General features: G+C 66.4%; 22 protein-coding genes. 16 read left to right on the top strand and 6 right to left on the bottom strand.

Annotation, left to right across the window (positions count from 1 at the left end; translation table 11 throughout):
• The first annotated feature begins 64 nt into the window (after positions 1–64).
• Positions 65–1,285, top strand: a complete 1,221-nt coding sequence (gene uxuA, locus AUL31_RS09510; protein ID WP_060604925.1) for a mannonate dehydratase — start codon at positions 65–67, stop codon at positions 1,283–1,285.
• On the opposite strand, the gene AUL31_RS09505 is transcribed toward uxuA, so the two are convergent.
• Entirely contained in the window at positions 1,239–4,424 is a 3,186-nt protein-coding gene (locus tag AUL31_RS09505; RefSeq protein ID WP_060604922.1) for an efflux RND transporter permease subunit, read from the bottom strand. The two genes, uxuA and AUL31_RS09505, sit on opposite strands and share 47 nt — an antisense overlap.
• A complete protein-coding gene (locus AUL31_RS09500; protein WP_073469140.1) occupies positions 4,421–5,641 on the bottom strand; it encodes an efflux RND transporter periplasmic adaptor subunit in 1,221 nt (406 codons plus the stop codon). Before AUL31_RS09500 ends, AUL31_RS09505 begins: the two co-directional genes overlap by 4 nt.
• A gap of 220 nt (positions 5,642–5,861) precedes the next feature.
• Here AUL31_RS09500 and AUL31_RS09495 point away from each other — a divergent pair, with 220 nt between their 5' ends.
• The 7 genes from AUL31_RS09495 (at position 5,862) to AUL31_RS09465 (ending at position 14,048) form a co-directional block, all read left to right on the top strand.
• On the top strand, positions 5,862–6,452 hold the full coding sequence (locus tag AUL31_RS09495; RefSeq protein WP_060604919.1) for a TetR/AcrR family transcriptional regulator: 591 nt from the start codon (positions 5,862–5,864) through the stop codon (positions 6,450–6,452).
• Between the two features lie 133 nt (positions 6,453–6,585).
• The gene (locus AUL31_RS09490; RefSeq protein WP_060605411.1) at positions 6,586–8,874 is read left to right on the top strand and encodes a heavy metal translocating P-type ATPase; all 2,289 of its coding nucleotides are present in this window, start codon (positions 6,586–6,588) and stop codon (positions 8,872–8,874) included.
• 99 nt (positions 8,875–8,973) lie between these two features.
• A complete protein-coding gene (locus AUL31_RS09485) occupies positions 8,974–10,113 on the top strand; it encodes an ABC transporter ATP-binding protein (protein ID WP_060604915.1) in 1,140 nt (379 codons plus the stop codon).
• A complete protein-coding gene (locus AUL31_RS09480) occupies positions 10,110–11,033 on the top strand; it encodes a carbohydrate ABC transporter permease (protein WP_060604911.1) in 924 nt (307 codons plus the stop codon). Before AUL31_RS09485 ends, AUL31_RS09480 begins: the two co-directional genes overlap by 4 nt.
• Positions 11,033–11,854, top strand: coding sequence for a carbohydrate ABC transporter permease (locus AUL31_RS09475; protein ID WP_060604908.1), 822 nt, complete (start codon positions 11,033–11,035; stop codon positions 11,852–11,854). Before AUL31_RS09480 ends, AUL31_RS09475 begins: the two co-directional genes overlap by 1 nt.
• 47 nt (positions 11,855–11,901) lie before the next feature.
• Positions 11,902–13,185, top strand: coding sequence for an ABC transporter substrate-binding protein (locus tag AUL31_RS09470; RefSeq protein ID WP_060604905.1), 1,284 nt, complete (start codon positions 11,902–11,904; stop codon positions 13,183–13,185).
• A gap of 62 nt (positions 13,186–13,247) precedes the next feature.
• On the top strand, positions 13,248–14,048 hold the full coding sequence (locus AUL31_RS09465; protein ID WP_060605407.1) for a phosphodiesterase: 801 nt from the start codon (positions 13,248–13,250) through the stop codon (positions 14,046–14,048).
• A 22-nt stretch (positions 14,049–14,070) separates the two neighbouring features.
• Here AUL31_RS09465 and AUL31_RS09460 read toward each other — a convergent pair whose 3' ends face one another.
• Positions 14,071–15,162: a calcium:cation antiporter gene (locus tag AUL31_RS09460; protein WP_060604901.1), complete on the bottom strand. Its 1,092-nt coding sequence runs from the start codon at positions 15,160–15,162 to the stop codon at positions 14,071–14,073.
• 188 nt (positions 15,163–15,350) lie between these two features.
• Here AUL31_RS09460 and AUL31_RS09455 point away from each other — a divergent pair, with 188 nt between their 5' ends.
• Positions 15,351–16,346: a Bug family tripartite tricarboxylate transporter substrate binding protein gene (locus tag AUL31_RS09455; RefSeq protein WP_060604898.1), complete on the top strand. Its 996-nt coding sequence runs from the start codon at positions 15,351–15,353 to the stop codon at positions 16,344–16,346.
• On the opposite strand, the gene AUL31_RS09450 is transcribed toward AUL31_RS09455, so the two are convergent.
• Both AUL31_RS09450 and AUL31_RS09445 read right to left on the bottom strand, forming a co-directional pair.
• Entirely contained in the window at positions 16,343–16,951 is a 609-nt protein-coding gene (locus AUL31_RS09450; RefSeq protein ID WP_192842518.1) for an IMPACT family protein, read from the bottom strand. The genes AUL31_RS09455 and AUL31_RS09450 overlap by 4 nt on opposite strands.
• A gap of 92 nt (positions 16,952–17,043) precedes the next feature.
• On the bottom strand, positions 17,044–17,856 hold the full coding sequence (locus AUL31_RS09445; protein ID WP_143190178.1) for an MBL fold metallo-hydrolase: 813 nt from the start codon (positions 17,854–17,856) through the stop codon (positions 17,044–17,046).
• Positions 17,857–18,041: 185 nt separating this feature from the next.
• Between AUL31_RS09445 and AUL31_RS09440 the strand changes: the two genes are divergently transcribed.
• The 6 genes from AUL31_RS09440 to AUL31_RS09415 all read left to right on the top strand — a co-directional run bounded on the left by AUL31_RS09440 (position 18,042) and on the right by AUL31_RS09415 (position 23,672).
• Positions 18,042–18,848: an IclR family transcriptional regulator gene (locus tag AUL31_RS09440; RefSeq protein ID WP_060604891.1), complete on the top strand. Its 807-nt coding sequence runs from the start codon at positions 18,042–18,044 to the stop codon at positions 18,846–18,848.
• Positions 18,845–19,594 (top strand): ABC transporter substrate-binding protein, encoded by a 750-nt coding sequence (locus tag AUL31_RS09435; RefSeq protein ID WP_060604888.1) that lies wholly within the window; start codon positions 18,845–18,847, stop codon positions 19,592–19,594. The genes AUL31_RS09440 and AUL31_RS09435 overlap by 4 nt, the downstream gene beginning before the upstream one ends.
• 29 nt (positions 19,595–19,623) lie before the next feature.
• On the top strand, positions 19,624–20,277 hold the full coding sequence (locus AUL31_RS09430; protein ID WP_060604885.1) for an amino acid ABC transporter permease: 654 nt from the start codon (positions 19,624–19,626) through the stop codon (positions 20,275–20,277).
• A complete protein-coding gene (locus AUL31_RS09425) occupies positions 20,274–21,002 on the top strand; it encodes an amino acid ABC transporter ATP-binding protein (RefSeq protein ID WP_060604881.1) in 729 nt (242 codons plus the stop codon). Before AUL31_RS09430 ends, AUL31_RS09425 begins: the two co-directional genes overlap by 4 nt.
• An 11-nt stretch (positions 21,003–21,013) precedes the next feature.
• Positions 21,014–22,297, top strand: a complete 1,284-nt coding sequence (locus AUL31_RS09420) for an NAD(P)/FAD-dependent oxidoreductase (protein ID WP_060604878.1) — start codon at positions 21,014–21,016, stop codon at positions 22,295–22,297.
• 61 nt (positions 22,298–22,358) lie between these two features.
• Entirely contained in the window at positions 22,359–23,672 is a 1,314-nt protein-coding gene (locus AUL31_RS09415; RefSeq protein WP_060605401.1) for a chloride channel protein, read from the top strand.
• A gap of 86 nt (positions 23,673–23,758) precedes the next feature.
• On the opposite strand, the gene AUL31_RS09410 is transcribed toward AUL31_RS09415, so the two are convergent.
• A complete protein-coding gene (locus tag AUL31_RS09410) occupies positions 23,759–26,542 on the bottom strand; it encodes an autotransporter outer membrane beta-barrel domain-containing protein (protein WP_082646875.1) in 2,784 nt (927 codons plus the stop codon).
• 191 nt (positions 26,543–26,733) lie between these two features.
• Between AUL31_RS09410 and AUL31_RS09405 the strand changes: the two genes are divergently transcribed.
• On the top strand, positions 26,734–26,913 hold the full coding sequence (locus tag AUL31_RS09405; RefSeq protein ID WP_060604871.1) for a hypothetical protein: 180 nt from the start codon (positions 26,734–26,736) through the stop codon (positions 26,911–26,913).
• Positions 26,914–26,938: the final 25 nt, after the last annotated feature.

Below are 26,938 nucleotides of genomic sequence, written 5' to 3'. Positions count from 1 at the left end.
CTCTAGTTTAAGAATCGGTGCGTTCGGTCACGGTTCGGGGCCGGTGAAGATAAGGGAGTGCCCAATGAGGCAGACTTGGCGATGGTTCGGTCCGCATGATCTGACCTCGGTCGACGATATGCGGCAGGCTGGCGTGGAGGGCGTCGTCAGCGCCTTGCACCATGTGCCGACCGGTGCGGTCTGGACCGACGAGGAAATCCGCAAGCGGCAGAGCGAGATTTCCCGCATGAAGGACGGCAGCGCTTCCGGCCTGTCCTGGGACGTCGTCGAAAGCCTGCCTGTATCGGAGGCGATCAAGAAGCAGAAGGGCGACTGGCGCGCCCATATCGCGAACTACAAGGTGAGCCTCGAAAACCTCGCTTCTGCCGGGCTGCAGACGATCTGCTACAATTTCATGCCCGTGCTGGACTGGACGCGCACCGACCTCGCCTTCCGCGTCGGCCATGGCGGCACGACCATGCGCTTCGACCATATCGATTTCGCGGCATTCGATATCCACATCCTGCAGCGGGGCGGTGCGGCCGAGAGCTTCGGGCCCGAGGTCACGGAAGCAGCCGGCGCGCGTTTCGCGGGCATGAGCGAAGAGCGCAAGCAGCAACTGGCCGCCAATGTCACGGCCGGTCTTCCCGGCTCAACCGAAAGCATGACCACGCAGGAGGTGAGGCAGCACCTTGCCGAGTACGATTCCATCGGCGTGGATGCCTTGCGGGCGAACTTCATCGCCTTCCTGGAAGAGGTGACGCCGGTGGCCGAAAGACTGGGCATGCGGCTCTGCTGCCATCCCGACGACCCGCCTTTCCCGCTGCTGGGCCTGCCGCGCATCATGTCGACGGCCGACGATTACGCCGTCATCCTGGATGCGGTGGACAGTCCGGCCAGCGGCATGACGCTCTGCTCGGGTTCGCTCGGGGCGCGGCCCGACAACGACATCCCGGCGATCATGCGGCAGTTTGCGCCGCGCGTGCATTTCCTGCATCTGCGCAACGTGACGCTGGAAACGCCGGGCATGCCGGCATCCTTCCATGAAGCGGAGCATCTCGGCGGGGGCACCGACATGGTGGCCCTGATCGCCGAGATCGTCGCGGAAGAGGCCCGCCGCAAGGCCGAAGGGCGGGCGGACCACCAGATACCCATGCGGCCGGATCATGGACAGGACATCGTCGACGATCTCGGCCGCGATGGGCAGCCCGGCTACCCGATCATCGGGCGGCTGAAGGGCCTGGCGGAGCTTCGCGGCGTCATGACGGCACTGACTCACCCGTCGATGGCGCGTGTGCCGGCATAGCCTGGCGGCGTACCGGTGCCAGGCGGCGCACCAGGACGTAGAAGACCGGCGTCAGGAACAGGCCGATCAAGGTGACGCCGATCATGCCGGCGAAGACGGCGATACCCATGGCCGAGCGCATCTCTGCGCCGGCCCCCGTCGACAGGACGAGCGGCAGCACGCCCATGATGAAGGCCAGCGACGTCATCAGGATCGGCCGCAGCCGCAGCCGTGCCGCTTCGATGGCCGCCTCGCGGGCGTTGCGGCCCTCTGCCTCCAGCTCGCGGGCGAACTCCACGATCAGGATGGCGTTCTTGGCCGATAGTCCGACAAGCACGATCAGGCCGATCTGCGTGAAGATGTTGTTGTCGCCGCCGGTCAGCCAGATGCCGGTAAGCGCCGAGAACAGCCCGGCCGGCACGATCAGCAGGATCGCGATCGGCAGGGTGAGGCTTTCGTACTGGGCGGCCAGCACCAGGAAGACCAGCAGCAGCGCGAGCGGGAAGATGATCAGGCCCGAATTGCCGGCGATGATCTCCTGGTAGGTCAGTTCCGTCCATTCGAAGGAGAAGCCCGGCGGCAGCGTTTCCGCCGCGATGCGCTCCACCGCCTCCTGGGCCTGCCCGCTCGAATAGCCGGGCGCGGCGTTGCCGTTGACGTCGGCCGACAGGAAGCCGTTGTAGCGCAAGGCGCGCTCTGGCCCGGACACCATATCGACATTCATGAGGGCCGACAGCGGGATCATCTCGCCCGTGTTGGACCGCACCTTCAGGGCGCCTATGTCCTCGGCCCGTGCGCGGTAGGGCGCGTCGGCCTGGACGCGGACCGAATAGGTGCGGCCGAACTGGTTGAAGTCGTTGACGTAGAGCGAGCCCAGATAGATTTGCAGCGTATTGAAGATCTCGGTGATGGGCACATCAAGCTGGCGGGCACGGGCCCTGTCCACATCGGCGAAGAGCTGCGGCACGTCTATGCCGTATCCGGTGAACAGGCCGACAAGCTCGGGCGCCTGCTGTGCGCTGGCCAGAAACGCCTTCACCGTATCGTCGAGGGCCTGGAACCCGTTGCCGGCCCGATCCTCGATCTGCAGCTTGAAGCCGCCGATCGTGCCGAGCCCCTGCACCGGCGGCGGCGGGAAGATGGCCGTGAAGGCCTCCTCGATCCCGGCGAAGCGCCCGTTCAGGCTTTGTGCGATGGCGCCGGCCGAAAGCTCCGGCGTCTTCCTGTCCTCGAACGCGTCGAGCGCGAGAAACACGACGCCGGCATTGGACGAGTTGGTGAAGCCGTTGATCGACAGGCCGGGGAAGGCGATCGTGCTTTCGACGCCCGGCGTCTCCAGCGCGATGTCGCCCATGGCCCGCACCACCTTTTCCGTCCGATCCAGCGAGGCGCCGTCGGGTAGCTGCGCGAAGCCGACGAGATACTGTTTGTCCTGCGCCGGTACGAAGCCGCCCGGCACGGAGTTGAACAGCACCGCCGTCATGGCCACCATGAGCACGTAGAGCCCCAGCGTAATGCCCTTGCGGGATATGACGCCGCCCAACCCGTTGCCGTAGCGCCTGGAACTTGCCCCGAAGAAGCGGTTGAAGCCGCGGAAGAACCATCCGAGGGTCCGGTCCAGGAACCGCGTGAGGCGGTCTTTCGGGGCATCGTGGCCACGCAGCAGCAGAGCCGCCAGCGCCGGCGACAATGTCAGCGAGTTGAAGGCCGAGATGACGGTGGAGATGGCGAGCGTCAACGCGAACTGACGGTAGAACTGCCCCGTCAGGCCCGAGATGAAGGCCAGCGGCACGAAGACGGCCACCAGCACCAGTGCGATGGCGATGATCGGGCCCGACACCTCGCTCATGGCCTTGTAGGTGGCCTCGCGCGGGGCAAGGCCGTTCTCGATGTTGCGCTCGACATTCTCGACGACCACGATGGCGTCGTCGACGACGATGCCGATGGCGAGGACAAGGCCGAACAGGCTGAGCGCGTTGATGGAAAATCCCAGGAAGTACATGACCGCGAATGTGCCGACGATCGACACGGGCACGGCCAGAAGGGGGATGATCGAGGCGCGCCAGGTCTGCAGGAAGACGATGACCACGATCACCACCAGCAGGATGGCCTCCAGCAGCGTGTCCACGACGGCCTCGATGGAGGCGCGCACGAACTGCGTCGTATCGTAGACGATCTCGTAGTCGATGCCCTCGGGCATGGTCTGCTTGATCTCGGCCATGATGGAACGGACCTCGTCCGCGATGGCGATCGCGTTGGAGCCGGGAGCCTGGAAGACCGGTATGGCGACAGCCGGCTCGTTGGACAGAAGCGAGCGCAGCGCATAGTCGCTGGCGCCCAGCTCGACCCGGCCGATATCGCGGATGCGGGTGAGCGCCCCGGTTTCCGGGTCCGTCCGTACGATGATGTCGGAAAATTCCTCGACATCCTTCAGGCGGCCCTGTGCGTTGACCGAAAGCTGGAATTCGACGCCGGGCACGCTGGGCGATGCGCCGATGACGCCGGCGGCCGCCTGTATGTTCTGCTCGCGTACGGCCTGCACCACGTCGCTGGCCGACAGGCCGCGCGCCGCCGTCTTTTCCGGATCGAGCCAGATGCGCATGGAATAGTCGCCGGAGCCGAAAAGCTGCACCTGCCCCATGCCTTCCACCCGCGCCAGCCGGTCGCGCACGTTGATGAGGGCGTAGTTGCGAAGGTAGGTCAGGTCGTAGCGCCCGTTGGGCGAGGTCAGGTGGACCACGAGCATCAGGTCGGGAGAGGATTTGACGACGGTGACGCCGAGGCGGCGCACTTCCTCGGGCAGGCGCGGTTCGGCCTGGGCGACGCGGTTCTGCACGAGCTGCTGAGCCTGGTCCGGGTCGGTGCCGATGCGGAAGGTGACGGTCAACTGCATGACGCCGTCCGTGGTCGTCTGGCTGGACATGTAGAGCATGTCCTCGACGCCGTTGACCTGCTCTTCCAGCGGCGTCGCCACCGTTTCGGCGATCACCGCCGGGTTGGCGCCGGGGTAGGTGGCGCGCACCACGATGGATGGCGGCACCACATCCGGATATTCGCTGACCGGCAGGGCGAAGATGGACAGAAGGCCGGCAAGGAAGATCATGAAGGACAGGACACCGGCGAAGACCGGCCTGTCGATGAAGAAACGGGACATGTTCATGGCTGTTGGTGCTCTGTTGCCGGTTCGGCTTGCGCCGTGCGTGTCGACAGGGGCTGGCCCGTTTCCATCGACACCATCCGCGGTTCTACGCGTGCGCCGGGGCGCAGGCGCTGCAGGCCGTTGACGACGATGCGCTCGTCTTCGGCAAGGCCGCTTTCCACCACGCGCATGTCGCCGGAAGCGCGACCCAGCGTGACATTGCGATATTCCACCGTGTCGTCCGGCCCGACCACCAGGACGTAGCGCCGGTCCTGGTCGGTGCCGACGGCGCGTTCGGCCACCAGTATGGCCGGCGCCGCGTTCGCCTCGCCGAGGCGGATCCGGGCGAACTGGCCCGGCAGCAGCGCGCCGCTCTTGTTGGAGAACGCGACGCGGATGCCGACCGTGCCGTTTTCGGGATCGACGCTGGGGTCGATCAACTGGATATGTCCCCTGACCATGGTGCCGTTGGCGAGGTCCATCTCGACCGGAACCCGATCCAGCCCCTGCGTGGCGGCCAGAAGGCCGTCGACCGTGCCCTCGTCGGCATCGAAGCTGGCATATATGGGATCGACGGAAACCATGCGCGCCAGGACGGGCGAGCCGGCACCGGCCGAGACGAGGTTGCCGGCCGTCACCTCCAGCCGCCCGATGCGCCCGGATACCGGGGCGCGAATGTCGGTATAGGCAAGGTCCAGCCGCGCGCTGCGCAGCATTGCCTCTGCCGCGGCCAACTGGGCCTGCGCCTCGAGGCTTGCCTGGACGCGCCGCTCGTATTCCGAAACGGCGATCGTGCGGTTGCCCTGAAGCTGCGTGCCGCGCTGCAGTTCGCCCCGGGCGTAGGCAAGGCGTGCCTTGGCGGCTTCCAGCTCGGATTCGGCGCGCGAGACCGCGGCCTGGTAGGGCGCCGGATCGATGGTCAGAAGCGGCGCTCCCTTCTCGACCAGGCTGCCCTCGCGGAAATGGGCGGCCTCGACGGCGCCTGCCACGCGCGAGCGGATGTCCACCCGCTCGACGGCTTCGAGCCGCCCCGAAAAGCGTGTCCACAGCTCTACCGGCCGCCGCTCGACGCGCGCTACCGAGGCGGGGACCGCGGCTGGCTGCTCGCTCGGGAGCGTTTCGGCTCCGGCGTTGCGGCCGACGAACCCGATGCCGAGCAGGACGACGAAGAAGGCCACCGTTGCGAGCGTGGCGAAAATGCCGACAACCCAGTTCACGATTCTCTGGATGCTGGACATGGCGTTTTCCTGATAATGGAGTGAAGACGAGTGTCGGCCGGCTGACGCCATGCGACAGCAGTCCATGCCCGGAAGACGAGGCCGGGCGCCGGTGAAAGTGTTGATTACCGATCGGTAAGAAATGAATTAGGGGCTTGGAACCGAAGTGTCAATGGATTAATTTACCGATAGGTATAAAAGTTGACGACAACGGTTTTGCAGGCAGGAAAGGAATAACGCGATGGGTGTCGGCCGTCCGCGGGAGTTCGATCCCGATGTGGCCCTCGACAGGGCAATGGAGCTTTTCTGGCGCCAGGGCTATGAAGGGACGTCGCTGTCCGACCTGACGGAAGCGATGGGCATCGCCAAGCCAAGCCTGTATGCCGTTTTCGGCAACAAGGAGGAATTGTTCCGCAAGGCGCTGGATCGCTACGCGTCGCGTCGCTCCGATACCGCCTGCGATGCCTTGAACGAGCCAACCTCGCGCCGTGCGATCGAGATGCTTCTGCTTGGCTTCGCCGGTGTCGGCGCCGAGGATGACAAGCCCAAGGGTTGCCTGATGGTGCAGGGCGCGCTCGTCTGCAGCGAGGCCAGCGAAACCATCCGGCGGGAACTGTGCGACCGGCGCGCCGAAAGCGAAGCCGCCCTTTGCCGCCGCATGCAGGAATGGAAAGCCGCAGGAGACCTGCCGGACAGCGCCGATCCGGAGGATCTTGCACGCTATGTCATGACCGTGGCCAACGGCATCGCCGTGCAGGCGGCCAGCGGCGCCAGCAAGGAAGATCTGCGGCAGGTGGTGGAAATGACCATGCGGACCTGGCCGCCGGCCTGAGACGAACCCCCTGCCATCGCCCCTGTGCCGGGCACGTCGATTTTTTCGCTTGCTCCTCTAGTCGCTAGAGGAAGCAAGCTCCCGGATCATGATGGCCGCGTGCGTTGCGGCCCCTGCATTCGGGACGGGTTCGATGAGAGACGATAGCGTGCAACGGCGGGAATGGACGGTCACGGGCATGGATTGTGCCGCGTGCGCGACCAAGGTCCAGAATGCGCTTGGCAGGCTGCCGGGCATCTCCGAAGTCCGGGTCGGGCTGATGAGCGAGCGTCTTTCGCTCAACCTTCTCCCCGGTGTCGGCGTGGATGGCGATGTGGAAGATGCCGTCCGCCGGCTTGGCTACGGCATCACCCCGCGCGAAAGCGGCCCGGTGCACGATCATGAAGAGCAGGGCGACGCTGGGGCGTGTTGCGGTGGCCATGCCGCCGCCGCCGAGACCGGGCATCACCACGATCATGGCGACCCGCACGATCATGGCCACGCGGCGGAGGATGCCGCGCATGGCGGGCACGTCCACGACGACCCCGCCGACAGGGGCAAGCGCTGGTTCCGCACCGCCAAGGGCCGGCTCGTTCTCCTGACGGGCGCGCTGCTTGCCTGCGCCTGGGCCTTCGAGATGCTGACCGGCACCCGCTACGGCTACTGGGCGTTCCTTGCGGCGTGCCTCATCGGGGTGGCGCCCGTTGCGCGGCGGGCCTTCGAGGCGGCACGCATGGGCCAGCCCTTCACCATCGAAAGCCTGATGACCATCGCGGTGGTGGGCGCCCTGTGGATCGGCGCCGCCGAGGAAGCCGCGCTCGTCGTATTCCTGTTCGCGGTCGGCGAGGTGCTGGAAGGCGTTGCGGCCGGCAAGGCTCGGGACGGCATCCGGGCGCTGGCCGACCTTGTGCCCAAGACGGCCCTTCTGGACGATGGCGGCACGACGCGCGAAGTCGCGGCCGACACCTTGCGCGTCGGCCAGACGGTGCTGGTGCGTCCCGGCGACCGGATCCCCGCCGACGGCGAGATCGCCGACGGCACCAGCGGCGTCGACGAAAGCCCGGTAACGGGCGAAAGCGTACCGGTGACGAAGGGGCCGGGGGAGGCCGTCTTCGCCGGCTCCATCAATACCGAGGCGGTCCTGCGCGTCACGGTCACGAAAGAGCCTTCCGACAACACCATCGCCCGCATCATCCGCCTCGTCGAGGATGCGGAGGAGGCGCGGGCGCCCACCGAGCGCTTCATCGACCGGTTCAGCCGCTGGTACATGCCGGCCATCGTGGCGGTCGCTGCGCTGGTGGTGCTGGTGCCGCCGCTGGCCTTCGGTGCAGATTGGGACATTTGGGTCTATCGCGGGCTGGCCCTGCTTCTGATCGGCTGCCCCTGCGCCCTGGTCATCTCCGTGCCCGCATCCATCGCCTCGTCGCTGTCCGCCGGAGCACGCAAGGGCCTGCTGATGAAGGGCGGCGCGGTGATCGAGGCGACATCGGTGGTGCGGACCGTCGCCTTCGACAAGACGGGCACGCTCACGCATGGCCGGCCGGAGGTGGTGGACATCCGCCCCGCCGCCGGGGTGGATGCAGCCGAGCTGCTGGCCGTCGCGGCCGCCGTCGAGGCCGGCTCGAGCCATCCACTGGCACGTGCGGTGCTGAAGCGCGCGGCCGCCGACGGCGTCTCTCCGCTGGCCGCCGCCGACGCACGGGCCATGCCGGGCAAGGGCGCCGAGGCCATTGTGGACGGTGCGCGCGCCGTCGTCGCTTCGCCGCGCCATGCGGCGACCGAAGGCGGCATCGATGCCGAGGGCGCAGAGCTGGCCGGCACGATGGAAACCGAAGGCAAGACGGTCGTCGCGGTCTACCGGCAGGGGCGTCCGCTTGGGATTCTGGCACTGCGCGACGAAGCGCGCGGCGACGCGCGCGAGGCCATCGCCCAGTTGAAGAGGCTGGGCGTCGGCGCGGTGATGCTGACCGGCGACAACCCCCGTACGGCCAAGGCGGTGGCCGGCGGGCTTGGCGTGGACTTCAAGGCCGGAATGATGCCGGAGGACAAGCTGGCCACCGTACGCGAGATCGGCGCGCAAGGCGGCGTCATGATGATCGGCGACGGTATCAACGACGCGCCGGCCCTCAAGCAGGCGGCCGTCGGTGTCGCCATGGGTTCCGGCACCGACGTGGCGTTGGAAACCGCCGATGCGGCCATCCTGCGCGACAGGGTGGTGGATGTGCCGGCGCTGATCCGGCTGGCGCGCGCCACCATGGGCAACATTCACCAGAATGTCGCCATTGCCCTGGGGTTGAAGGCCGTATTTCTGGTGACCTCCGTTCTGGGCATCACAGGCCTGTGGATCGCCATCCTGGCGGATACGGGCGCGACCGTGCTGGTGACGCTCAACGCCCTGCGTCTTCTGGGCTTCGATCCGACGCGGGAGCGCTCTCACCAATAAGCCGGGACGGCAACCGTCTTTCATGGAACCGCAGCAATAGCTTCATGCGCCCGTCATGGAACCAGCCGATATGCCTCCACCTAAGGTTAGGAGCAAGGCATGGCAGCGCAATCGGTGGAGCTTGTCGGGATCGGCAAGCGGTTCGGCTCGGACGAGGTGCTGAAGGGCATCGACCTCAGCGTACGCGCCGGCGAGTTTCTGTCGCTGGTCGGCATGTCGGGCTGCGGAAAATCGACGCTTCTGCGGCTCATCGCAGGGCTGGAGCTGCCGGATAGCGGGTCCGTCGCCATCGGCGGCGAAACGGTGACCGACCGCGATCCGAGCGACCGCAACCTTGCCATGGTGTTCCAGTCCTACGCGCTGTACCCGCATATGACGGTGCGGCAGAACATTGCGACGCCCCTGCGCATGCGCCGGTTGTCGGCGCTGGCGCGCCTGCCGCTTGCCGGGCTTCTTGCGCCGGGCCGCCGGGCCGCGATGCGCGCCATCGACGCCGAGGTGGAAGACGCCGCGCGCACGCTGCAGATCGAGGCCCTTCTGGACCGTCGTCCGGCCCAGCTTTCGGGTGGCCAGCGGCAGCGCGTCGCCCTGGCCCGTGCGCTGGTGCGCCAGCCGGCCGCCTTCCTGATGGACGAGCCCTTGTCGAACCTAGACGCCAAGCTGCGCGCTCATATGCGCGACGAGCTTGCGGGCCTGCACCGGCGTCTCGGCGCGACGTTCATCTATGTCACGCACGACCAGACCGAAGCGATGACCATGTCGGATCGCATCGCACTGATGGAGGGTGGGCGCATCCTGCAACTGGGCACGCCGGCCGAGCTGTACGAGCGTCCGGACAGCCTTGCCGTCGCCCGCTTCATCGGCACACCCACCATCAATGCGGTTCCGGCCACTATCGACGGCGGCGGGCAGGTCGGCGTGTTCGGCTACAGGCTGGGTGTCGCCTGCGTTGAAGCGCGCGGCTCCTGCACCGTCTGCATCCGCCCGGAAGACGTACGCTTTGCCACCGATGGCATGCCGGCGCGGCTGATCCGCAGCGAAATCCATGGAGCGGACCGCTATTTGACCCTTTCGGTTGAGGACGGGGTCGAGATCACCATGCGCACCCGTGTCGGCGATAGCCTGCCCGTGGATGGCGACGGCGCCGCCTGGATCGCGTTCGACCGGCGGCGCATCCATCTTTTCGATGCCGGCGGCAGACGGCTGGACGTCCGGACGCGCGAGAAGGTGGCCGCATGAGCGCCGCCGACATCGCCCTTTCCGGCGCCACGGCACACGCCACGGCGGCCCGTCGTCCGTCACGGCGCCGCTGGGTGGGCTTGGCCTTTGCCGCACCCGCCGTGCTTCTTCTTCTGGGCATCTACATCCTGCCGATGGCGGCACTGGGCCTGTTTTCCGTGACCGACTATCAGCTCGGCGCGCTGTCCTTCGGCTTCGTCGGCCTAGGCAACTTCACTGCCGCCTTTTCCGATCCCGTCTTCATGCGGGCCATGGGCAACACGCTTCTCTATGCCTTGATCGTCATTCCCTTCGGGGTCGGCCTCGGCCTCGGGGCGGCGCTGCTGGTGGACGGAACCAAAGGCAGCCGGCCTTTCTGGGAGGTCGCCTATTTCCTGCCGGTGACGGCCACCCTGGTTGCCATGGCGACGGTGTGGCAGTTCCTGCTGCACCCCTCGCTCGGGCCGGTCAACGCAGCGATCAGGGCGCTGGGCTTCGACCCCGTCTACTTTCTGTCCAACCCCGTCCTGCTGATACCGACCATGGCGCTGATCGGCATTTGGCAGGTGCTCGGCTTCAACATGGTCCTGTTTCTTGCGGGTCTTACGAACATTCCGCGCGATCTTTACGAGGCCGCACGGCTGGATGGCGCAAAAAGCCCGGTGGACCGGTTTCTGACGGTGACATGGCCGATGCTGGGGCCGATCACGATGTTCGTCGTGGTCACCACCTCCATATCGGCACTGAAGGTGTTCGAAACCGTCGCCGTGCTGACGAAGGGGCGTTCGGGTTCGGAAACGGTGCTCTACGCGCTGTATCTCGAAGGCTTCGAATATTCCAACACCGGATATGCCGCGGCGCTGACGCTGATCTTCCTGGCGCTGGTGCTCGTGCTGTCCATCGGCCAGACACTCTCGATGGACCGGAAGGTGCATTACTGATGACCCGCTCCGGCCAGTTCTTCCGCTTCCTCGTGCTGGCTGTCGGCGCGGCGGTCATGCTTCTGCCCTTCTACTGGATGGTGCTGACCTCGCTGCGCTCGCCGGCCGAGATCTTCGATGTTTCGCTGTGGCCGACCGTCTCGCCGCTCGACGCCGTGGACAATTATGTACGTGCCGCTTCGCAGGTGCCGATGGCGCGCTTCATGCTCAATGGCGCCATCGTCTGCCTCGGCATTCTTGTGGTTCAGGTGCTGACGGCGGTACCGGCCGCCTATGCGCTGGCAAAGCTGCCGTTTCCGGGGCGGCGGCTTCTGATGACGTTGGTCATCGCGGCCCTGTGCATTCCGATGCAGGCGCTGGCGCTGCCGCTCTTCGTCGGCCTGGCGATAACGCAGATGCTGAACAGCTATTTCGCGATGATGCTGCCCTTCTTCCTGTCGGTCTTCGCCATCTTCCTGTTTCGCCAAGCGTTCCGCAGCTATCCTGACGAGATCATCGAAGCGGCGCGCATGGATGGCTTCTCCGAAATGGAGATCTGCTGGCGGCTGGTCCTGCGCGGTGCGCTGCCATCGCTTGCGGCCTTCTCCGTGTTCTCGGTCGTCGCCCATTGGAACGATCTCTACTGGCCGATGATCGTCGTTTCCGACACCAATCTGGCGCCGCCGCCGCTGGGCATGCTGTTTTTCTCGGATGTCGAATCCGGGGCCAACTACGGCGCCCTGATGGCCGGAGCCACCCTCATCACCGCCCCCATGGTCGTCTGCTTTCTCATGGCGCGGCGGCACTTCATCGCCGGAATCACCATGACCGGCGTCAAGTAACCGGACGGCTGGAACAGCCGTCCGGCCCATCGACAGGAGATGTCTACATGTCGCTTCCCACCCGCATCGTGGCCGGCGCGCTGGCGCTTGGCCTCGCGCTTCCGGGCGTTGCCCGCGCCGAGCCCGTGGAGTTGCAGGTTCTCTACAACCTGCCCGGCTTCACCAAATTCCACCAGCCGCTGGCCGATCAGTTCATGGCGGCCAACCCCGACATCAAGATCAACTTCCTTGCGCCCGCCGCCGGTTACAACGAGGGGCAGCAGCAGGTGCTGCGCGCCGCCGTCACCGGCAATCTGCCGGATGTCTACTTTTCCGGCTACAATTTGACGGCCGAGCTGGTGGGCACCCTGGCGCCTCGCTCGCAGATCACCGATCTGGCGCCCTTCATCGAGGCGGAAGGCGGACAGGCTTTCCTGGACGAGAACTACACGCCCAAGATGGCGGCGCTGGGCCAGATCGACGGCAAGCAGTACGGCCTTCCGGTCAACGCATCGTCGCCGATCATCTATGTGAACGCCGATCTGGTGCGGCAGGCGGGCGGCGACCCGGAAAACATGCCCGACACGTTCGATGGCCTTGTCGAGCTGGCCGCGAAGATCGACGCGCTCGACCCGCGATACGCCGGCATGGGATACGATATTGGCGGCTGGCCGGACGACTGGCTGTGGCAGGCGCTGATCTTCCAGCAGGGCGGCCAGCTTGTCGACGCGCAGACTGGCACCGTCGCCTTCGATGGCGAAACGGGTTTGAACGCGATGAAGCTGGTGCGCCGCTTCGTGACCGAAGGCGGCCAGGAGATGCTGGACTGGGATCAGTCCCGCCAGCAGTTCGGGGCCGGATTGACGGGCTTCATCTTTTCCACCCCCGCCCATGTCCAGACCATCGAGGGGCTGGTGGGCGAGCGGTTCGAGCTGACCACCGCAACCTTCCCGCTGGAGAACAAGGAGACGGGCGGCGTGCCGACCGGCGGAAACTCGGCCGTCATCCTGACGCAGGACCCGGCGCACCAGCAGGCCGCGTGGAAATACCTGAAGTGGATCACCGGTGCGCAAGCGCAGAACCAGATCGTGCGCATCACCGGTTACCTGCCGACCAACAAGCGCGCGACCGGGCCGGATTACCTTGCGCCCTATTACGCCGAGAATCCGAATGTCGAAACGGCGTCGCGGCAGGCAGACCGCTCGCTGCCCTGGGCCGGGTATCCGGGCGGTGACTCCGTCCGCATCTGGCGCACGCAACGCGACATCATCGGCACCGTCATGCGTGGCGAGGTGACGCCGGAAGACGGCCTGAAAGAGATCGTCGCGCAGACCAACGCCCTGATGAAGTAACCCCGAAACGGGGACGGGCGCGGGGGGCCATGCCGCCGCGCCCCATTCGGAAAGACGATACCTTGAAGATAATCCAGATCACCGACACGCATCTCGTAAAACCCGGCCGCGTCGTCAACGGAGTGGATCCGGAGCTGCAGCTGCGCCGCGCGCTGGACGACGTCCTCGTGCGCCATGCCGATGCCGACCTTCTGGTCATAACGGGCGACCTGTGCAACGACGGCGAACCGGAAGCCTACGCGCTCCTGCGCGAGATCCTGTCGGACGTGCCGTTTCCCGTCCGCCTGATGATCGGCAATCACGATCGGCGACCGGCGTTCGTGGATGCCTTCCCCGATCATCCCGTGGACCGCCACGGCTATGTCCAGTCGAGCGTCGATACCGTGTATGGCCGGCTGCTGTTTCTGGACACGCATGAGGCCGGGACGATCGGCGGCATCTACGGCGCCGACCGGCTGGCCTGGCTCGACGATGCGCTTGCCGGGGCGGATGGCCACCCTGTCACCGTGTTCGTCCACCATCCGCCGGTGCATGACGGGCTGGCGCATTTCCGGCATATCGGCCTGCATGACGATGGTGCCCTTCTGGCGCGCCTTGCCGCCCATGCAGGCGGGGTCCGCCACATCGTGTTCGGCCATATCCACGTGCCTCTGGCCGGCACGACGGCCGGCGGCATCGCCTTCAGCTCGGGGCAGTCCTGCGCGCATCGCTTCATCACCGATCTCGACGCGCCCGACCCGTGGTGGACCGGCGGCAACCCCTGTTACCGCATCCTGATGCTGGACGAGCACGGCTTCCGGGCCTATGGCGCCGAAGTCGGAGAGGCGCGCCTTGCCCAGGCCGAGATCTGCGCCGGGCCTTGAGGTGGCTTTGCGTCGGCGGCGCTTACGGCACCGCCGACATAAACAGGAAGACGAAAAAGATCACCAGATGGACGCCGCCCTGCAGGATCGTGGTCCGGCCGGTGGCCAGGGTCATCGTGCCGATGATCAGGGTCAGCACGATCTGGACGATGTGATCGCTTTCCAGACCCAGCGTGATCGGCCTGTCGGTGACGATGGAGACGATGGCGACGGCCGGAATGCTCAGTCCGATACTGGCAAGCGCCGAGCCCAGGGCCAGGTTGAGGCTCGTCTGGATGCGGTTGGCGCGTGCCGCGCGGAAGGCGGTCGTGCCTTCCGGAAGCAGCACGACCGCGGCGATCAGAACGCCGATCAGCTCCGAGTTGAGGCCGGCCGACAGCACCACCGTGCTGACGACGGGCGTCAGATCCTCTGCCAGAAGGATGATCATGAGCAGGGACAAAAGCAGAAGGCCGAGGCTGGCCAGGGCCCGGCCTCTGCTTGGCGCCTCGTGCGGCTCGGCCTCGATCAGGTCGGTGAAGTAGTTGCGGTGGCGCACCGTCTGGACGAACAGGAACAGGCCGTACAAGGTCAGCGACACCACCGCCACGAACCCCAGTTGCATGGTCGAGTAGGACGGACCCGGCGTTGCCAAGGTGAAGTTGGGCAGGATCAGGGTCAGCGTCGCGAGCGTACCCAGAACCGACAGCGCCGCCGCCGCCCCGGTGGTGTGGAACCCCTGCTCCTTGTGCAGGATGCCGCCCGTCAGAAGGCACAGGCCGACGACGCCGTTCAACACGATCATCAGCGTCGCAAAGACCGTGTCGCGCGCGATTTCGCTGCCGTCCGCGCTGGCCGACAGCATGATCGATACGATCAGCGAAACCTCGATCAGCGTGACGCAACCGGCCAGCAGCACGGAGCCGAACGGCTCGCCGATCTTAAGCGACAGCACTTCGGCATGTTCGACCGCCGCGAAGACCGAGCCGATCAGAAACAGCGCCGCCAGGCCGACGAAGAGGCCGGAGCTTTCCGAAACGAGATGGGTTGCGTGCGCCAGCAGCAGCAGGACCGCGCCGGCGACGAAGAGAAGCGAGCGGCCCGTGACAGGGCGCGAGACAGACGGTGCGTGCATCGATGATCCGGAACGGGCCGTTGCGACAAGACCTGTCTGGCGCAAATTGCCGAACCGGTCCCGCCAAGCTGTGTCAGTTGCGCGCGCCCTGTCAAGACGCCACGGCCCGCCATAAGACGCTTCCGAAACGTGCAACCTGTGATATTCGAGCGGCCGAGATGGGACGCTATAAAGGTGGGAGGAACGAGATGGTTCAGGCGCGGATCAACCGCCGCAGCATGCTGGCGATGACGGCGGCGCAACTGGCGCTGTGCGGGCTGACGGGCCATCGCGCGATGGCCGCGCAGTTTCCGACCGGCACGCTGACGCTCGTGGTGCCGTTTCCGCCCGGCGGCACGCTGGATATCGCCGCACGCCTTCTGGCCCGGAAGCTGGAAATGGCCTTCGGGCAGTCGGTCCTCGTCGATAACAGGCCCGGGGCCGGCGGCAATATCGGCGCCGATTTCGTGGCCGAAAGCGCACCCGACGGTGCCTCCCTTCTGATGGGCGCCACCTCGACCCACGGCATCAATGTCAGCCTGTTTCCCGACATGCCGTTCGACCCCGTGGCGGATTTTTCTCCCGTCGCGCTCGTCGGCAAGACGCCCAACGTGCTGGTGGTGCGGGAAGAAGCCGGCATCGATACGCTGGACGCGTTCGTGGAGCGCCTTCGGCAAGAGCCGGAGCTGGGTATCTATTCGTCCGGCTCCAACGGAAGTGCGGGCCATCTGGCGGGAGAACTCTTTGCGCAGAAGCTCGGTCTCGATCTGACCCATGTTCCCTACCAGGGTTCGGCCGCGGCGTTGCAGGCGGTTCTGTCGGGGGAGGTCGGCTTCATGTTCGACAATCTGTCGTCCGCGTCGAGCCATATCGATTCGGGCGTGCTGCGCCCTCTCGCGGTGACGACCAAGGCGCGCTCGTCCTTCCTGCCGGATGTGCCGGCGATGGCGGACGAGGGGTTCGAGGACTTCGACCTGACCACATGGTTCGGCGTTCTGGTGCCGGCCGGCACGCCGGAAGCGTCGGTGACGCGGCTGAATGGCGCGATCCGCGAGGCGATGGCGCAGCCGGACATCGTCGAGGCGCTGGCCGTGCAACGCACCGAGGCGGCCGCGGGCAGCCCGCAGGATTTCGCCGCGTTCATCGCGGCCGAGATCGCGCGCTACAAGGCCATCATTGAGGCGGCGAACCTGTCCCTGAACTAGGCCGCGACGTCATCGCGCCATGTCAGTGTGCCGCGGCCGCTTGTGACGTCGGCCACGAGCCGCTCCACCCGGGCCCGTTCGGCCACGGGTATCGCAACCTGGATCAGGGCGCCATGCGCGGTGAATTCCTGGCCGGTCGTCTCCAGCCCCGCGATGGCGACCAGCCGCGCCGTCAGGATGGCAAGGTCGCCGAATTCGCAGGCGATCGACGCCGGCGCAAGGTCGAGGCATTGCAGCTTTTCGGCCTGGCGTAGGCATTGCGCCGCAGCGCCGCCATACGCCCGCACGAGGCCGCCGCCGCCCAGCAATATGCCGCCGAACCAGCGGGTGACGACAACGGCCACCTTGTCGAGGTTCTGCCCGTCGATGGCCTGCAGGATCGGCTTGCCCGCCGTACCCGACGGCTCGCCGTCATCGTCGAACCGGTAGGCCTGCCCGATCCGCCATGCCGAGCACTTGTGCGTTGCCGCCAGATCCGAATGGGCGGCGATGAAGGCCTTTGCCTCGCCTTCGTCCCGTATGGGCCCGGCGACCGCCAGGAAGCGGCTCTTGCGGACCTCCGTCCGGACCATGGAAATGGCAACAAGGGTGAAACTGTCTGACATGGGCATCGCAAGCGGACGTGGATCGCGGGCCGGTTTTCCCCGGCCCTTGCGCCCTTATACGACCGCCTCGATCGGATTTGGAGGCCAAAGGCTCACAGACTGGCGGGAATGAATATGGTGGGGCGCTCCGGCAGCGTCCGGACAGACAGGTCCAGCGTGTCGCCGTCCAGCCTGCGGACATCGAAGGCATCGCCCATGCGCCCCGTAAACGCATCGATGGACGTGGCATTGCGGTGCATCGGCAGCACAACGGAAGACGACAGCCGCCGTGTGATCGTTTCCATGTTGGCAAGTGACGAGGTAAGGCCCCCATCCACCGGCACCATGACCACGTCCAACCGGCCGATCCGGGCGTAGTGGTCGTTTGTCAGCTCGTGGTGTAGGTGGCCGAGATGGCCGATGCACAGGCCGGCAACCTCGAAGATGAAGATGGAGTTGGCATCCGGTTCGGAGGCGCCCCATCGGCGGATGTCGGTCGTGACGTTGCGTATGACGACATCGTCGACAGCAAGCCCATGGCGCGCCGGTCCGGACTCGCCCCAGCCCTTCAGCACATGCTCGATGCCGGGATCGGGTGTTTCGGTGTAGTGCGTCCTGTGCGCCTTGTTCATGGTGACGATGCGGGGCAGGGGCGTGCTGCCGTAGAAGCCCGAATAGTCGGTGGCGATGGTGACGCCGCCGGGCGTTTCGATGCGGTAGGTCGAATGGCCGGCATAGGCGATGCGCACCGTGCCCTCCATCGTGCTGACCGGCGTGTAGGCCACGTTGAAGGCCCGGGGCATCGTGGAAGCCATTGCCAGGCAGGAAGACGCGACCGAAGGCGCCTCGTTCGATTGGGCGGCCGTCTGCGTCGCCATCGCCAGAAGCATCGCCATGGAAAAGAGAACCGGTCGCATCATCGGCATGGCCTTCGACTGTTCCAGTTCCGAAGGATAGGCATCATCGACCGCCGCTGACCAGCCCTCCCCAATTCCTGCCCGTCAATTCAGCGTGACGCATAAATGCGCATGCGCCTTGACAGGTCCGTAAAATGACGACACCGTAATCGCTCTGCAATTTGAAAAATCGCACAGCGATTAAACAGGGCGTGATGGAATACAAGGACCGCCTCTTCGTCGAGTCTCTGGAACGTGGGTTCGAAGTGCTGCGCGCCTTCGAAGGCCATGAAAGCCTCGGCCTTGCGGAAATCGCCGAAAAGGCCGGCATCACCCGCAGTGCCGCCCAGCGCTTCACCCATACGCTGGAGGTTCTCGGCTTCCTGCGGCGCGATGCGGCGCGCCGCTGGCGCCTGACGCCGCGTACGCTGGAATTCGGCACCTATTATCTGGCGGCCGATCCACTGATCGCGCAGGCGACGCCCCATCTTGTGGACCTCAACAATGATTGCGGAGAGACGGTAAACCTGTCGCGTCCGGATGCGCTGGACATGGTGTTCCTGGGCCGCTTCACCGCCAACCGCCGCTCGTTCATCCACATGCCGCAGGGCATGCGGGTTCCGATGTATTGCGGCGCCACGGGCAGGGCCTACCTGGCGACCCTGCCACGCGATGCGGCGCAGGAGATGGTGGAGCGTTCGGTGCGGCGCGCCTTCACGCCAAGCACGCAAACCGATCCGGACCGGATCATGGAGGCTGTCGACGCCGCGCGCGAGCGGGGCTTCGCCACCGCGGCCGAGCAGTTCTACGTCGGCGACCTCAACATCGCCTGCGCCATCGTCGGCACGGACGGCACCGGCCTCGGCGCCGTGAACATATCCTGCCCGACCAGCCGCTGGAGCATGGCGGACATGGAGCGGGAACTTGCACCCCGCCTGATCGAGACGGTCGGCTTCATTTCGTCCGTGCCGGCGGCACGGGCCGATAGCGGACTTCACCACAGCGAAAGGAACCAGTCATGAAACTGCAGGCATTCCTAGCAGGCGCAGCCATGCTCGCCATCGGCTCGCTGCAACCGGCCAACGCCGAGACGCTGACCGTCGGGTCCACGCCGACAGGCGTTCCCTTCACCTTCCTCGACATCCAGACCAACGAGATCCAGGGCATGATGGTGGATCTCGTTCGCGCGGTGGGCCAGGAAGCGGGCTTCGAGGTGACCGTGCAGCCGGTGGATTTCGGCTCGCTGATCCCCTCGCTCACGTCCAGGCGTATCGACATCATCGCCGCCGCCATGATCGCCACCGACGCCCGGCGCGAGGTGATCGACTTTTCGCAGGAAGTGATGCCCTACGGCGAGGGCGTGGTGGTGGCCTCCGGCTTCGAGGGCGGCATCTCTCCCACCTTCGAGGAGCTGCGCGGCGAGGTGATCGGAGTCCAGCAGGGCACCACCTATCTGGACCGGCTGCAATCCATGGATGTCTTCGGCGAGGTCCGCGTCTACGACTCGCTCGCCGATATCCTGAACGAGGTGAACCGTGGCCGCATCGCCGCCGGCATGGGCGACAAGCCGATCATGGCCTACCAGATGTCGCAGGGCCGGTTTCCCGAGGTGAAGATGGCCGACTACGAGAGCCAGCAGACCGGATCGGTGGGCCTTGGCGTGCGCAAGGACGACACGGCGCTTCTGGAACGCATCGACGGCGCGTTGGCCAAGCTCAAGGAAAACGGCACGGTGGACGAGCTTGCCGCCAAATGGGGCCTGAAGTGACCGCCGCCCGCGCCGCGAGGCGCTAGGCGATGGGAGCGTTCTGGCAGAATTCCGGGCAATATCTGCCCATCCTGATGGAAGGCGTGGCGATCACCGTCATGCTGACCCTCGCGGCGCTGGTCATCTCCACCGCGCTCGGGCTTGTCTGGGCGCTGATGCGCTATTCGGGCATCTGGCCGCTGGTGCTGATCTCCAAGACGGTGGTCAACACCGTTCGCGGTATCCCGATCCTGGTGCAGCTTTTCTACATCTACTTCGTGCTTCCCGAATTCGGCATCGACCTGTCGGCCTTCCAGGCCGGCGCGATCGGCCTTGGCATCGCCTATTCCTGCTACATGGCGGAAAACTTCCGGGCCGGGCTGGAGGCCATCGACAAGGGGCAGATCGAGGCGGCGCATTCCATCGGCATGAAATGGTCGTTGATGATGCGCCGGGTGGTGCTGCCGCAGGCCCTGCGCACCGTGCTGCCGCCCTACGGCAACACCATGATCATGCTGCTCAAGGATACCTCGCAGGCATCGGTGATCACCGTTGCCGAACTGACGATGAAGGGTAAGCTCGTCGCTTCCGCCACGTTCGACAACATGACGGTCTACACGCTGGTGGCGCTCCTTTACCTGGCGCTGTCGGTGCCGCTGATCGTGCTGGCATCCTATCTCGAGCGGAGGTTCGGCACGCGATGATCCGGCTCCAGAACATTCACAAGCGGTTCGGCAATATCGAGGTTCTGAAAGGGATCGACGGAGAGATCCGGCAAGGCGAGGTGGTCTGCCTGATCGGCGCTTCGGGCTCCGGCAAGTCGACGCTGCTTCGCTGCATCAACGGGCTGGAAAGCTATGAGAGCGGCCTCATCACGGTCGATGGCGTAACTGTGGATCGCAAGTCGCCGTCCATCCGCGACATCCGCACATCCGTGACCATGGTCTTCCAGCGCTTCAACCTGTTTCCGCATCGCACGGCGCTGGAAAACGTCACCGAAGGGCCGATCCATGTGAAGGGCGAGAGCCGCAAGGCGGCCGAAGAGCATGGGCGCGCGCTTCTGGAGCGCATGGGCCTTGCGGCGAAGGCCGACAGCTACCCTGCCGCCCTATCGGGCGGGCAGCAGCAGCGCGTGGCCATCGCGCGGTCGCTGGCGATGCGCCCGAAGGCCATCCTGTTCGACGAACCGACATCGGCGCTCGACCCGGAACTGGTCGGCGAGGTGCTGGCCGCCATGCGCGATCTGGCCGACGAGGGCATGACCATGCTGGTCGTGACGCATGAAATGGCGTTCGCCCGGGAGGTCGGTGACCGCGTCCTGTTCATGGATGGCGGACTGATCGTGGAAGAGGGGCCGGCCAGCCGGGTGCTGACCGATCCGCAGCATGAGCGCACGCGCGATTTCCTTCGCCGCGTGCTGGACAAGTAGCAGGTGAACTTGTGACCGAACTTCGACTTCCCCCATCGCTCTGGGCGGCGACAGCCACCGCCGCCCCGCCCACCGCGCCGCTTCAGGCGGATATTTCGGTGGACGTCTGCGTCATCGGCGGTGGGTACGCCGGCTTGTCCACCGCAATCCATCTGGCAAAGTCCGGGCGCAGCGTGCAGCTTCTGGAGGCGGGCGATATCGGCTTCGGCGCGTCCGGGCGCAGCGGCGGCCAGGTCATCCCCGGTATCAAATACGATCCCGACCAGCTCGAAACGATGTTCGGCCCGCAGGCTGGACGAAGCGCCGCACTGGCATTCGGATCGACCGCAGCCAAGGTATTCGAACTCATCGACGAATTCGGGATCGACTGCGACGATACGCGGGCAGGCTGGGTGCAGCCGGCGCATTCCAAGGCCGCCGAGGCCGGTGCGCTGGACCGATGCCGGCAGTGGCGCGCGCTCGGTGCGGACGTGGCCGCGCTGAGCCGCGAGGAAGTCGCCGCGCTTCTCGGCACCACGCGTTATCACGCAGGCTGGATCGATCGTCGCGGTGGCAGTGTCCAGCCCCTGTCCTATACGCGCGGGCTGGCGCGCGCCGCGCTCGGCCTTGGGGCGGCCATCGCCACCCATACGAAGGCGAGCGCGCTCGAAAGCCGATCCGGCCGATGGGTCGTTGCGACGGAGGCGGGGCCAAGCGTCACCGCCGAGCGTGTCGTCGTCTGCACCAATGCCTATACGGATGGGCTTTGGCCGCGCCTGTCGCGCACCGTCATCGCGGCCAACAGCTTCCAGGTGGCCACGGCGCCTTTGTCCGGCAATCTCGACAAGGCGGTGCTGAAGGGCGGCGTCGTCGCTTCCGATACGCGCAAGCTTTTGTCCTATTTCCGGCGCGACCGCGAGGGCCGTTTCATCATGGGCGGGCGCGGCACCTTCGCCGAGCCATCCGGGCCGGACGATTTCGCCCATGTGGAGCGGATGATCCGCATTGCCTATCCCATCCTGGCCGACCAGCCGATCCAGTATCGCTGGGGCGGCCGCGTCGCCATCACGCAGGATTTTCTGCCGCATCTGCACGAGCCCGAGAAAGGCCTGTTGTTCCAGCTCGGTTGCCAGGGGCGCGGCGTCGGGCTGCAGAGCAAGATGGGAGAGTGGATCGCCGATTACGTGCGGACCGGCGATCCGGCTGCATTGCCGCTCCCCGTCACCGCAATCGCGCCCATACCGCTGCACGGCTTGCGCAGGCTCTATGTTTCGGCAACCTTGGCTTACTACAAGGCGGTGGATCTGGTTCATTGAGTTGAGCCAAGGCGACGAGGGGTAAGGCAGGGCCGTGTTCTGGCTGGGCGGGCGCAAGGGGATGGTGCGGCGCTCGCGGGCGCTGCTGGCCTCCCGGCGCATGTGGCGCATGCGGTTGGTGTTCTGGTGCGGCGCGCTTGCCATCGGCCTCGTGGCGACGGTCTTTGCCTACGCATCCGACGCGGCGCAGCACATCTTCTTTCGTCTGACGGACCCGCGAACCGGCCTCTGGTGGTTGCCCCTTCTGATCACACCGGCCGGCTTCGTCGCCTGTGCGGTCATCGCCGAGCGGTTCTTCCCCGGCTCGCAGGGCAGCGGGATACCGCAGGCCATGGCGGCGCGCCGGCTGGAGGGGCGCGCGCGCTTCACCTACCTCACCATGCGCATCGCCGTCGGCAAGTTCTTCCTGACCGTGATGGGGTTGCTGTGCGGCGCCTCGATCGGGCGCGAAGGCCCCACCGTCCAGATCGGCGCGGCGCTGATGATGCTGTCGGCGCGGCTGGGCGGCATGTCCTATGCGCGCGGGCTGATCCTGGCGGGGTCGGCCGCGGGCATCGCCGCCGCCTTCAACACACCATTGGCCGGCATCGTCTTCGCCATCGAGGAACTCGGGCGCGCCTACAGCGCCCGTACCAACGGACTGGTCCTGTCGGCCGTCATCATCGCCGGCATCGCCTCCCTCGCGCTGGTCGGCAACTACACCTATTTCGGCGTCTCGGACGCGGTGGCGATGTTTCCGTCCGACTGGCCGCTGGTGATCCTGTCCGGGGTCTGCGGCGGCATTCTGGGCGCGGCCTTCAGCATCGCCACCCTGTCCCTGACCCGAAGCATCCGGCGCTGGCGCTCGGTGCCCGGCCGCTGGAAGGCGGCGATCGTGGCAGGGGCCGCCGGCCTGGTGGTGGCCATCGTCGGGGTGGCTGCCGGCGGCGCCACCTTCGGCACCAGCTACGACATCGCGCGCGGCGGCGTCGAGGGCGAGACCCTGCCCGCCCTGTTCTTTGCCGCCAAGTTCGTGGCCACCCTCGCTTCCACCGTCTCGGGCATCCCGGGCGGCCTCTTCGCACCGTCGCTGGCCGTCGGAAGCGGCCTCGGCAGCACCATAGGCGCGTTTCTGGGCTCGCCGCCCGGCCTGGCCGCCATCCTGGGTATGGCGGGCTATTTCGCCGGCGTCGTCCAGGCGCCGATGACAGCCTTCATCATCGTGCTGGAAATGACGGGAACCCAGACCAACGTGATCGCCATCATGACGGCTTCGATGATCGGCTACGGCGTCTCGCGGCTGATTGCGCCGGAACCGCTCTATCATGGCCTGGCGCGGCTGTGGCTGGCCGATGCCTTGCGCGGGCAGCGAAATCAGGACAAGCCGGACACCTGATCCGGGCAGGATCCAGCCGGCATCTTCAATCCGGAACGTGTCGCGGCGCCCCGACGGGGCGCCGCGATGCATAGGCTGTCGCCGCCTTAGAAGCGGTAGGAGAAGGTTGCGCGGGCGCTATGATCTTCCCCGCCGTCGCCGAACTGTCCGCCATAGGAGACGTTCAGGCTGGCATCCGGCGACAGGTTCATGCCGAGCCCGATCTCGACCACGGCCGAGTCGCTTGCGATCGGTGCGCCCGCGACGCTGAAGGGCAGGCCTTGCGCGAAGGCGAAGGTGGAAACCGGCGTCCTGTCGTCGAAAGCGTGGCGCCAGCCGAGCATACCGTCCAGCGTTACCGTCTGGCTGCCGAGGACCACATCCGTCGATGCCCGCAGGCCGAGGGTGGAGAAGGTCGTTTCAGTGCTGCCGCCGCCGCCCGACAATGCCGCCGCGCCGCCGGTTTCGCCGAACCCGTCGACGTCGAGGTTCACATAGGCGATGCCTGCAAACGGCTCGAAGGCCACGTTGCCGGCCTGCATGGCGTAGCCCGCTTCGCCGAAGAGCTGCACCGTACCGGCGTCGTAGTCGGCCGAAAGCGCATCGGCGAAGCCGCCGAAGGCCACCGCGCGGCTGGCTTCCACCTCGTGCCAGGTATAGGCGATGCCGCCGCGAAGCCCGAAGCCGTGCAACTGCGTGCCGCCGTAAAGGCCGAGGTGGTAGCTGTCTACATCGGCGGACGACGACAGGGCGTCGACATCGAAGCTCGACCGGCTGTAGCCGGCCAGGATGCCCAGCCGGACATCATCCGTGACGAAGCCGTCGATACCGGCGACGAAGCCCCCGGTGTCGCGGTCGAGCTTGCCGGAGGTGCCGTTGGCGTCGGTCGTGCCCCAGGAGCCGAAGACGCGGCCCCAGGCCGCAGGCTCCAGCGCGGTGCCCGTCGGCTGCGCCGACTCCCATGGGCCGGACGTGCTGGAAACGGAGGAGGGACCGGCGAAGGCGGCGCGGATGCGATCCGTCGCGGCATCGCGGATCAGGCGGCTGTCCTCGATCAGGCCGGTGCGCACGGAAGCATGGACCTCGCCCGACAGGCCAGAGAAAGCGGTGCGGGCTGCGTCGACCGTGCCGAAGGCGATGGTGCGGCCGAGCGTTCCGTTGATGGGCAGGCTCTCCAGCGCGTTGGCGACGGCGCGCTGGTTGTCGCCTTCCGCCACCGAGGCATAGGCGATGCCGTTACGCTGGAAGGTCAGGTCGACGGAGGTTGCGTCATAGGACAGGAGCGCCGACACGAAGGCGTAGCTTTCGGTGAAGGACACTGCGTCGAACCGCGTGCCGCCAAGGCTGCCGGAAGTCAGGATGGTGTAGGGCGTGCCCACCAGATAGCCGCCCAGCGGGCTGACGGCCACGGAGCCGGCGAGCGTTGCCGTGCCGCCCACCGCAACCAGATCGGATGCGCCGGTGGCGTCGATCTCCACCTCATAGATATGGCCTTGTGCCAGCGTCAGGTCGCCGCCGATGGTGACGACGCCGATGGAGTTGCCGGGGGTGATCGTTCCGGCGCTGGCAAGGCTGCCCGCGATGCTCCAGTTGCCGCCCATGATGGATTGTGGCCCGACCGCGACGTCGCCCTGGACCTCGATGGGGGTTTCGATGCTGCCGCCGGTGGTGCGCGCCGAGCCCTGCAAGCCGACATTGCCGGCGATGACGCCGCCGGCGCTGCTGAATGCAACGGCGGAACCGTTGCTGTTCAGGTCGCCGTTCACCACGGCCCGCTCGGTGAAGTTGACCTCGCCGCCGGCCGCCGTGTTGAAGGCGTCGACACCGCGCAGGATGCCGGTCCAGCGGGCATTTTCACGCAGGTTGACGATCGTCTGGCCGCTCGTCTTCGTGCCGTCGTCGACGATGTCGCCGGCCGATGTCGAACCGGCGTCGAGGTTGAGTGTCACGACGCCGACTGCGCCGGCCACGTCGCGCTCGACCTGCATCAGCGTCCCGTTGTTTTCGGTCGCGACCGTGCCTGCGCCAAGCGTTACGCTGGCTTGGCCCTTGCCCGCGACGACGCCGATGGTCGCGGCATTGCCGGCCGCGAGCGTCGCTCCGTTGACGACGATCGTGCCGCTGTCGAGGATCGCAAGCGCCGTCGCGCCTTCTCCTGCGGTGCGGATGCTGCCGCCGTCGATGAGGATCGTGCCGCCATCGCCGGCGACGGCGCCGGCCGCGCTTTCGCCGCTGGTGAAGACGGCCACATTCGAGGCGGACAGCACGCCGGCTGCCGTGGCCGCGTCATTGTTGGCGATGAGGCCGAACGCGAAGGCACCGCGCGTCTCTATGCTGCTGTCGGACAGGGCTATGGACGAATCGGATTCGGCGAAGGCCCCGAAGCCCAGAATGCCGTCGGTGGCGATGGTTGCCTGTCCGGAAATCGCGCCGCCGTCGATGGCGTGCAGACCGTAGGCCTGCGCGCCGCTTGTGCGGATGCTCGCGCCGGTCAGCACGACGCTGGACCCGTCCTGTCCGCCGGTGCCGTTGGTGGTGCCGAGGCCGGACTGCACCCCATGCGCGGAGGTGCCCGTGGTTACGATGGTGGCCGCGCTGGTGATTGTCGACCCACGTCCGGCGAGGATGCCGTAGCCTCGTTGGCCGGACGTCGTGATGGTGCCGTCCGTCAGGGTGATAAGCCCGCCGCGATCCGCAAAAGCGCCATAGGCCGACGCGCCCGACGTGGTGACGTCGATCGTACCGGAGAAGGCCTCCTCGGTGCCGATGACCCGCAATGGTTCGGTTGCCTGCTGCGCCTGCGCTGCGCCGGCGGCGCACAGGCCGATCACCATCAACGAGGCAGACTGCGCCAGACCGCGTCTGCCGCAGCGTAGAATATTACCTATCATCGGTTATGCGTCCCCCGCCAACACCGTCAAAATACAACTGACGGTTACAAACTGGATGATTGGAGAAGCAATCAAATCATATGTGATCCATACTGTTCGCTGGTGAACGATGTAAAATCGCCACAATGGCGCTTGGTCTATCGACACACGCCGACACACTTTGAAACCTGATTCACGGTGCGTCGGCTGATATGACGGCAGGGAAGGGATGGCTGGTCGGCCTCCACCGGGAAGAAGTCATGCTGCAGCGTCTCGATCCACTCGATCTCCCCCAATCGACTGAGCCGCGCCGCGCGCGGCGCGGTGCCGGCCGACGCCGGCTGGCGCTTGTCGCTATCGTCTGCCTGGTCGCCGCCGCAGCGGCATTCTAGGTCTTCGGGCAGGAGCGCAGTGCCG

The organism is Aureimonas altamirensis (assembly GCF_001463885.1).
Classification (GTDB): domain Bacteria; phylum Pseudomonadota; class Alphaproteobacteria; order Rhizobiales; family Rhizobiaceae; genus Aureimonas; species Aureimonas altamirensis.
Note: the sequence above shows the minus strand (reverse complement) of the source record. Positions and strands in the feature narration are given on the sequence as shown.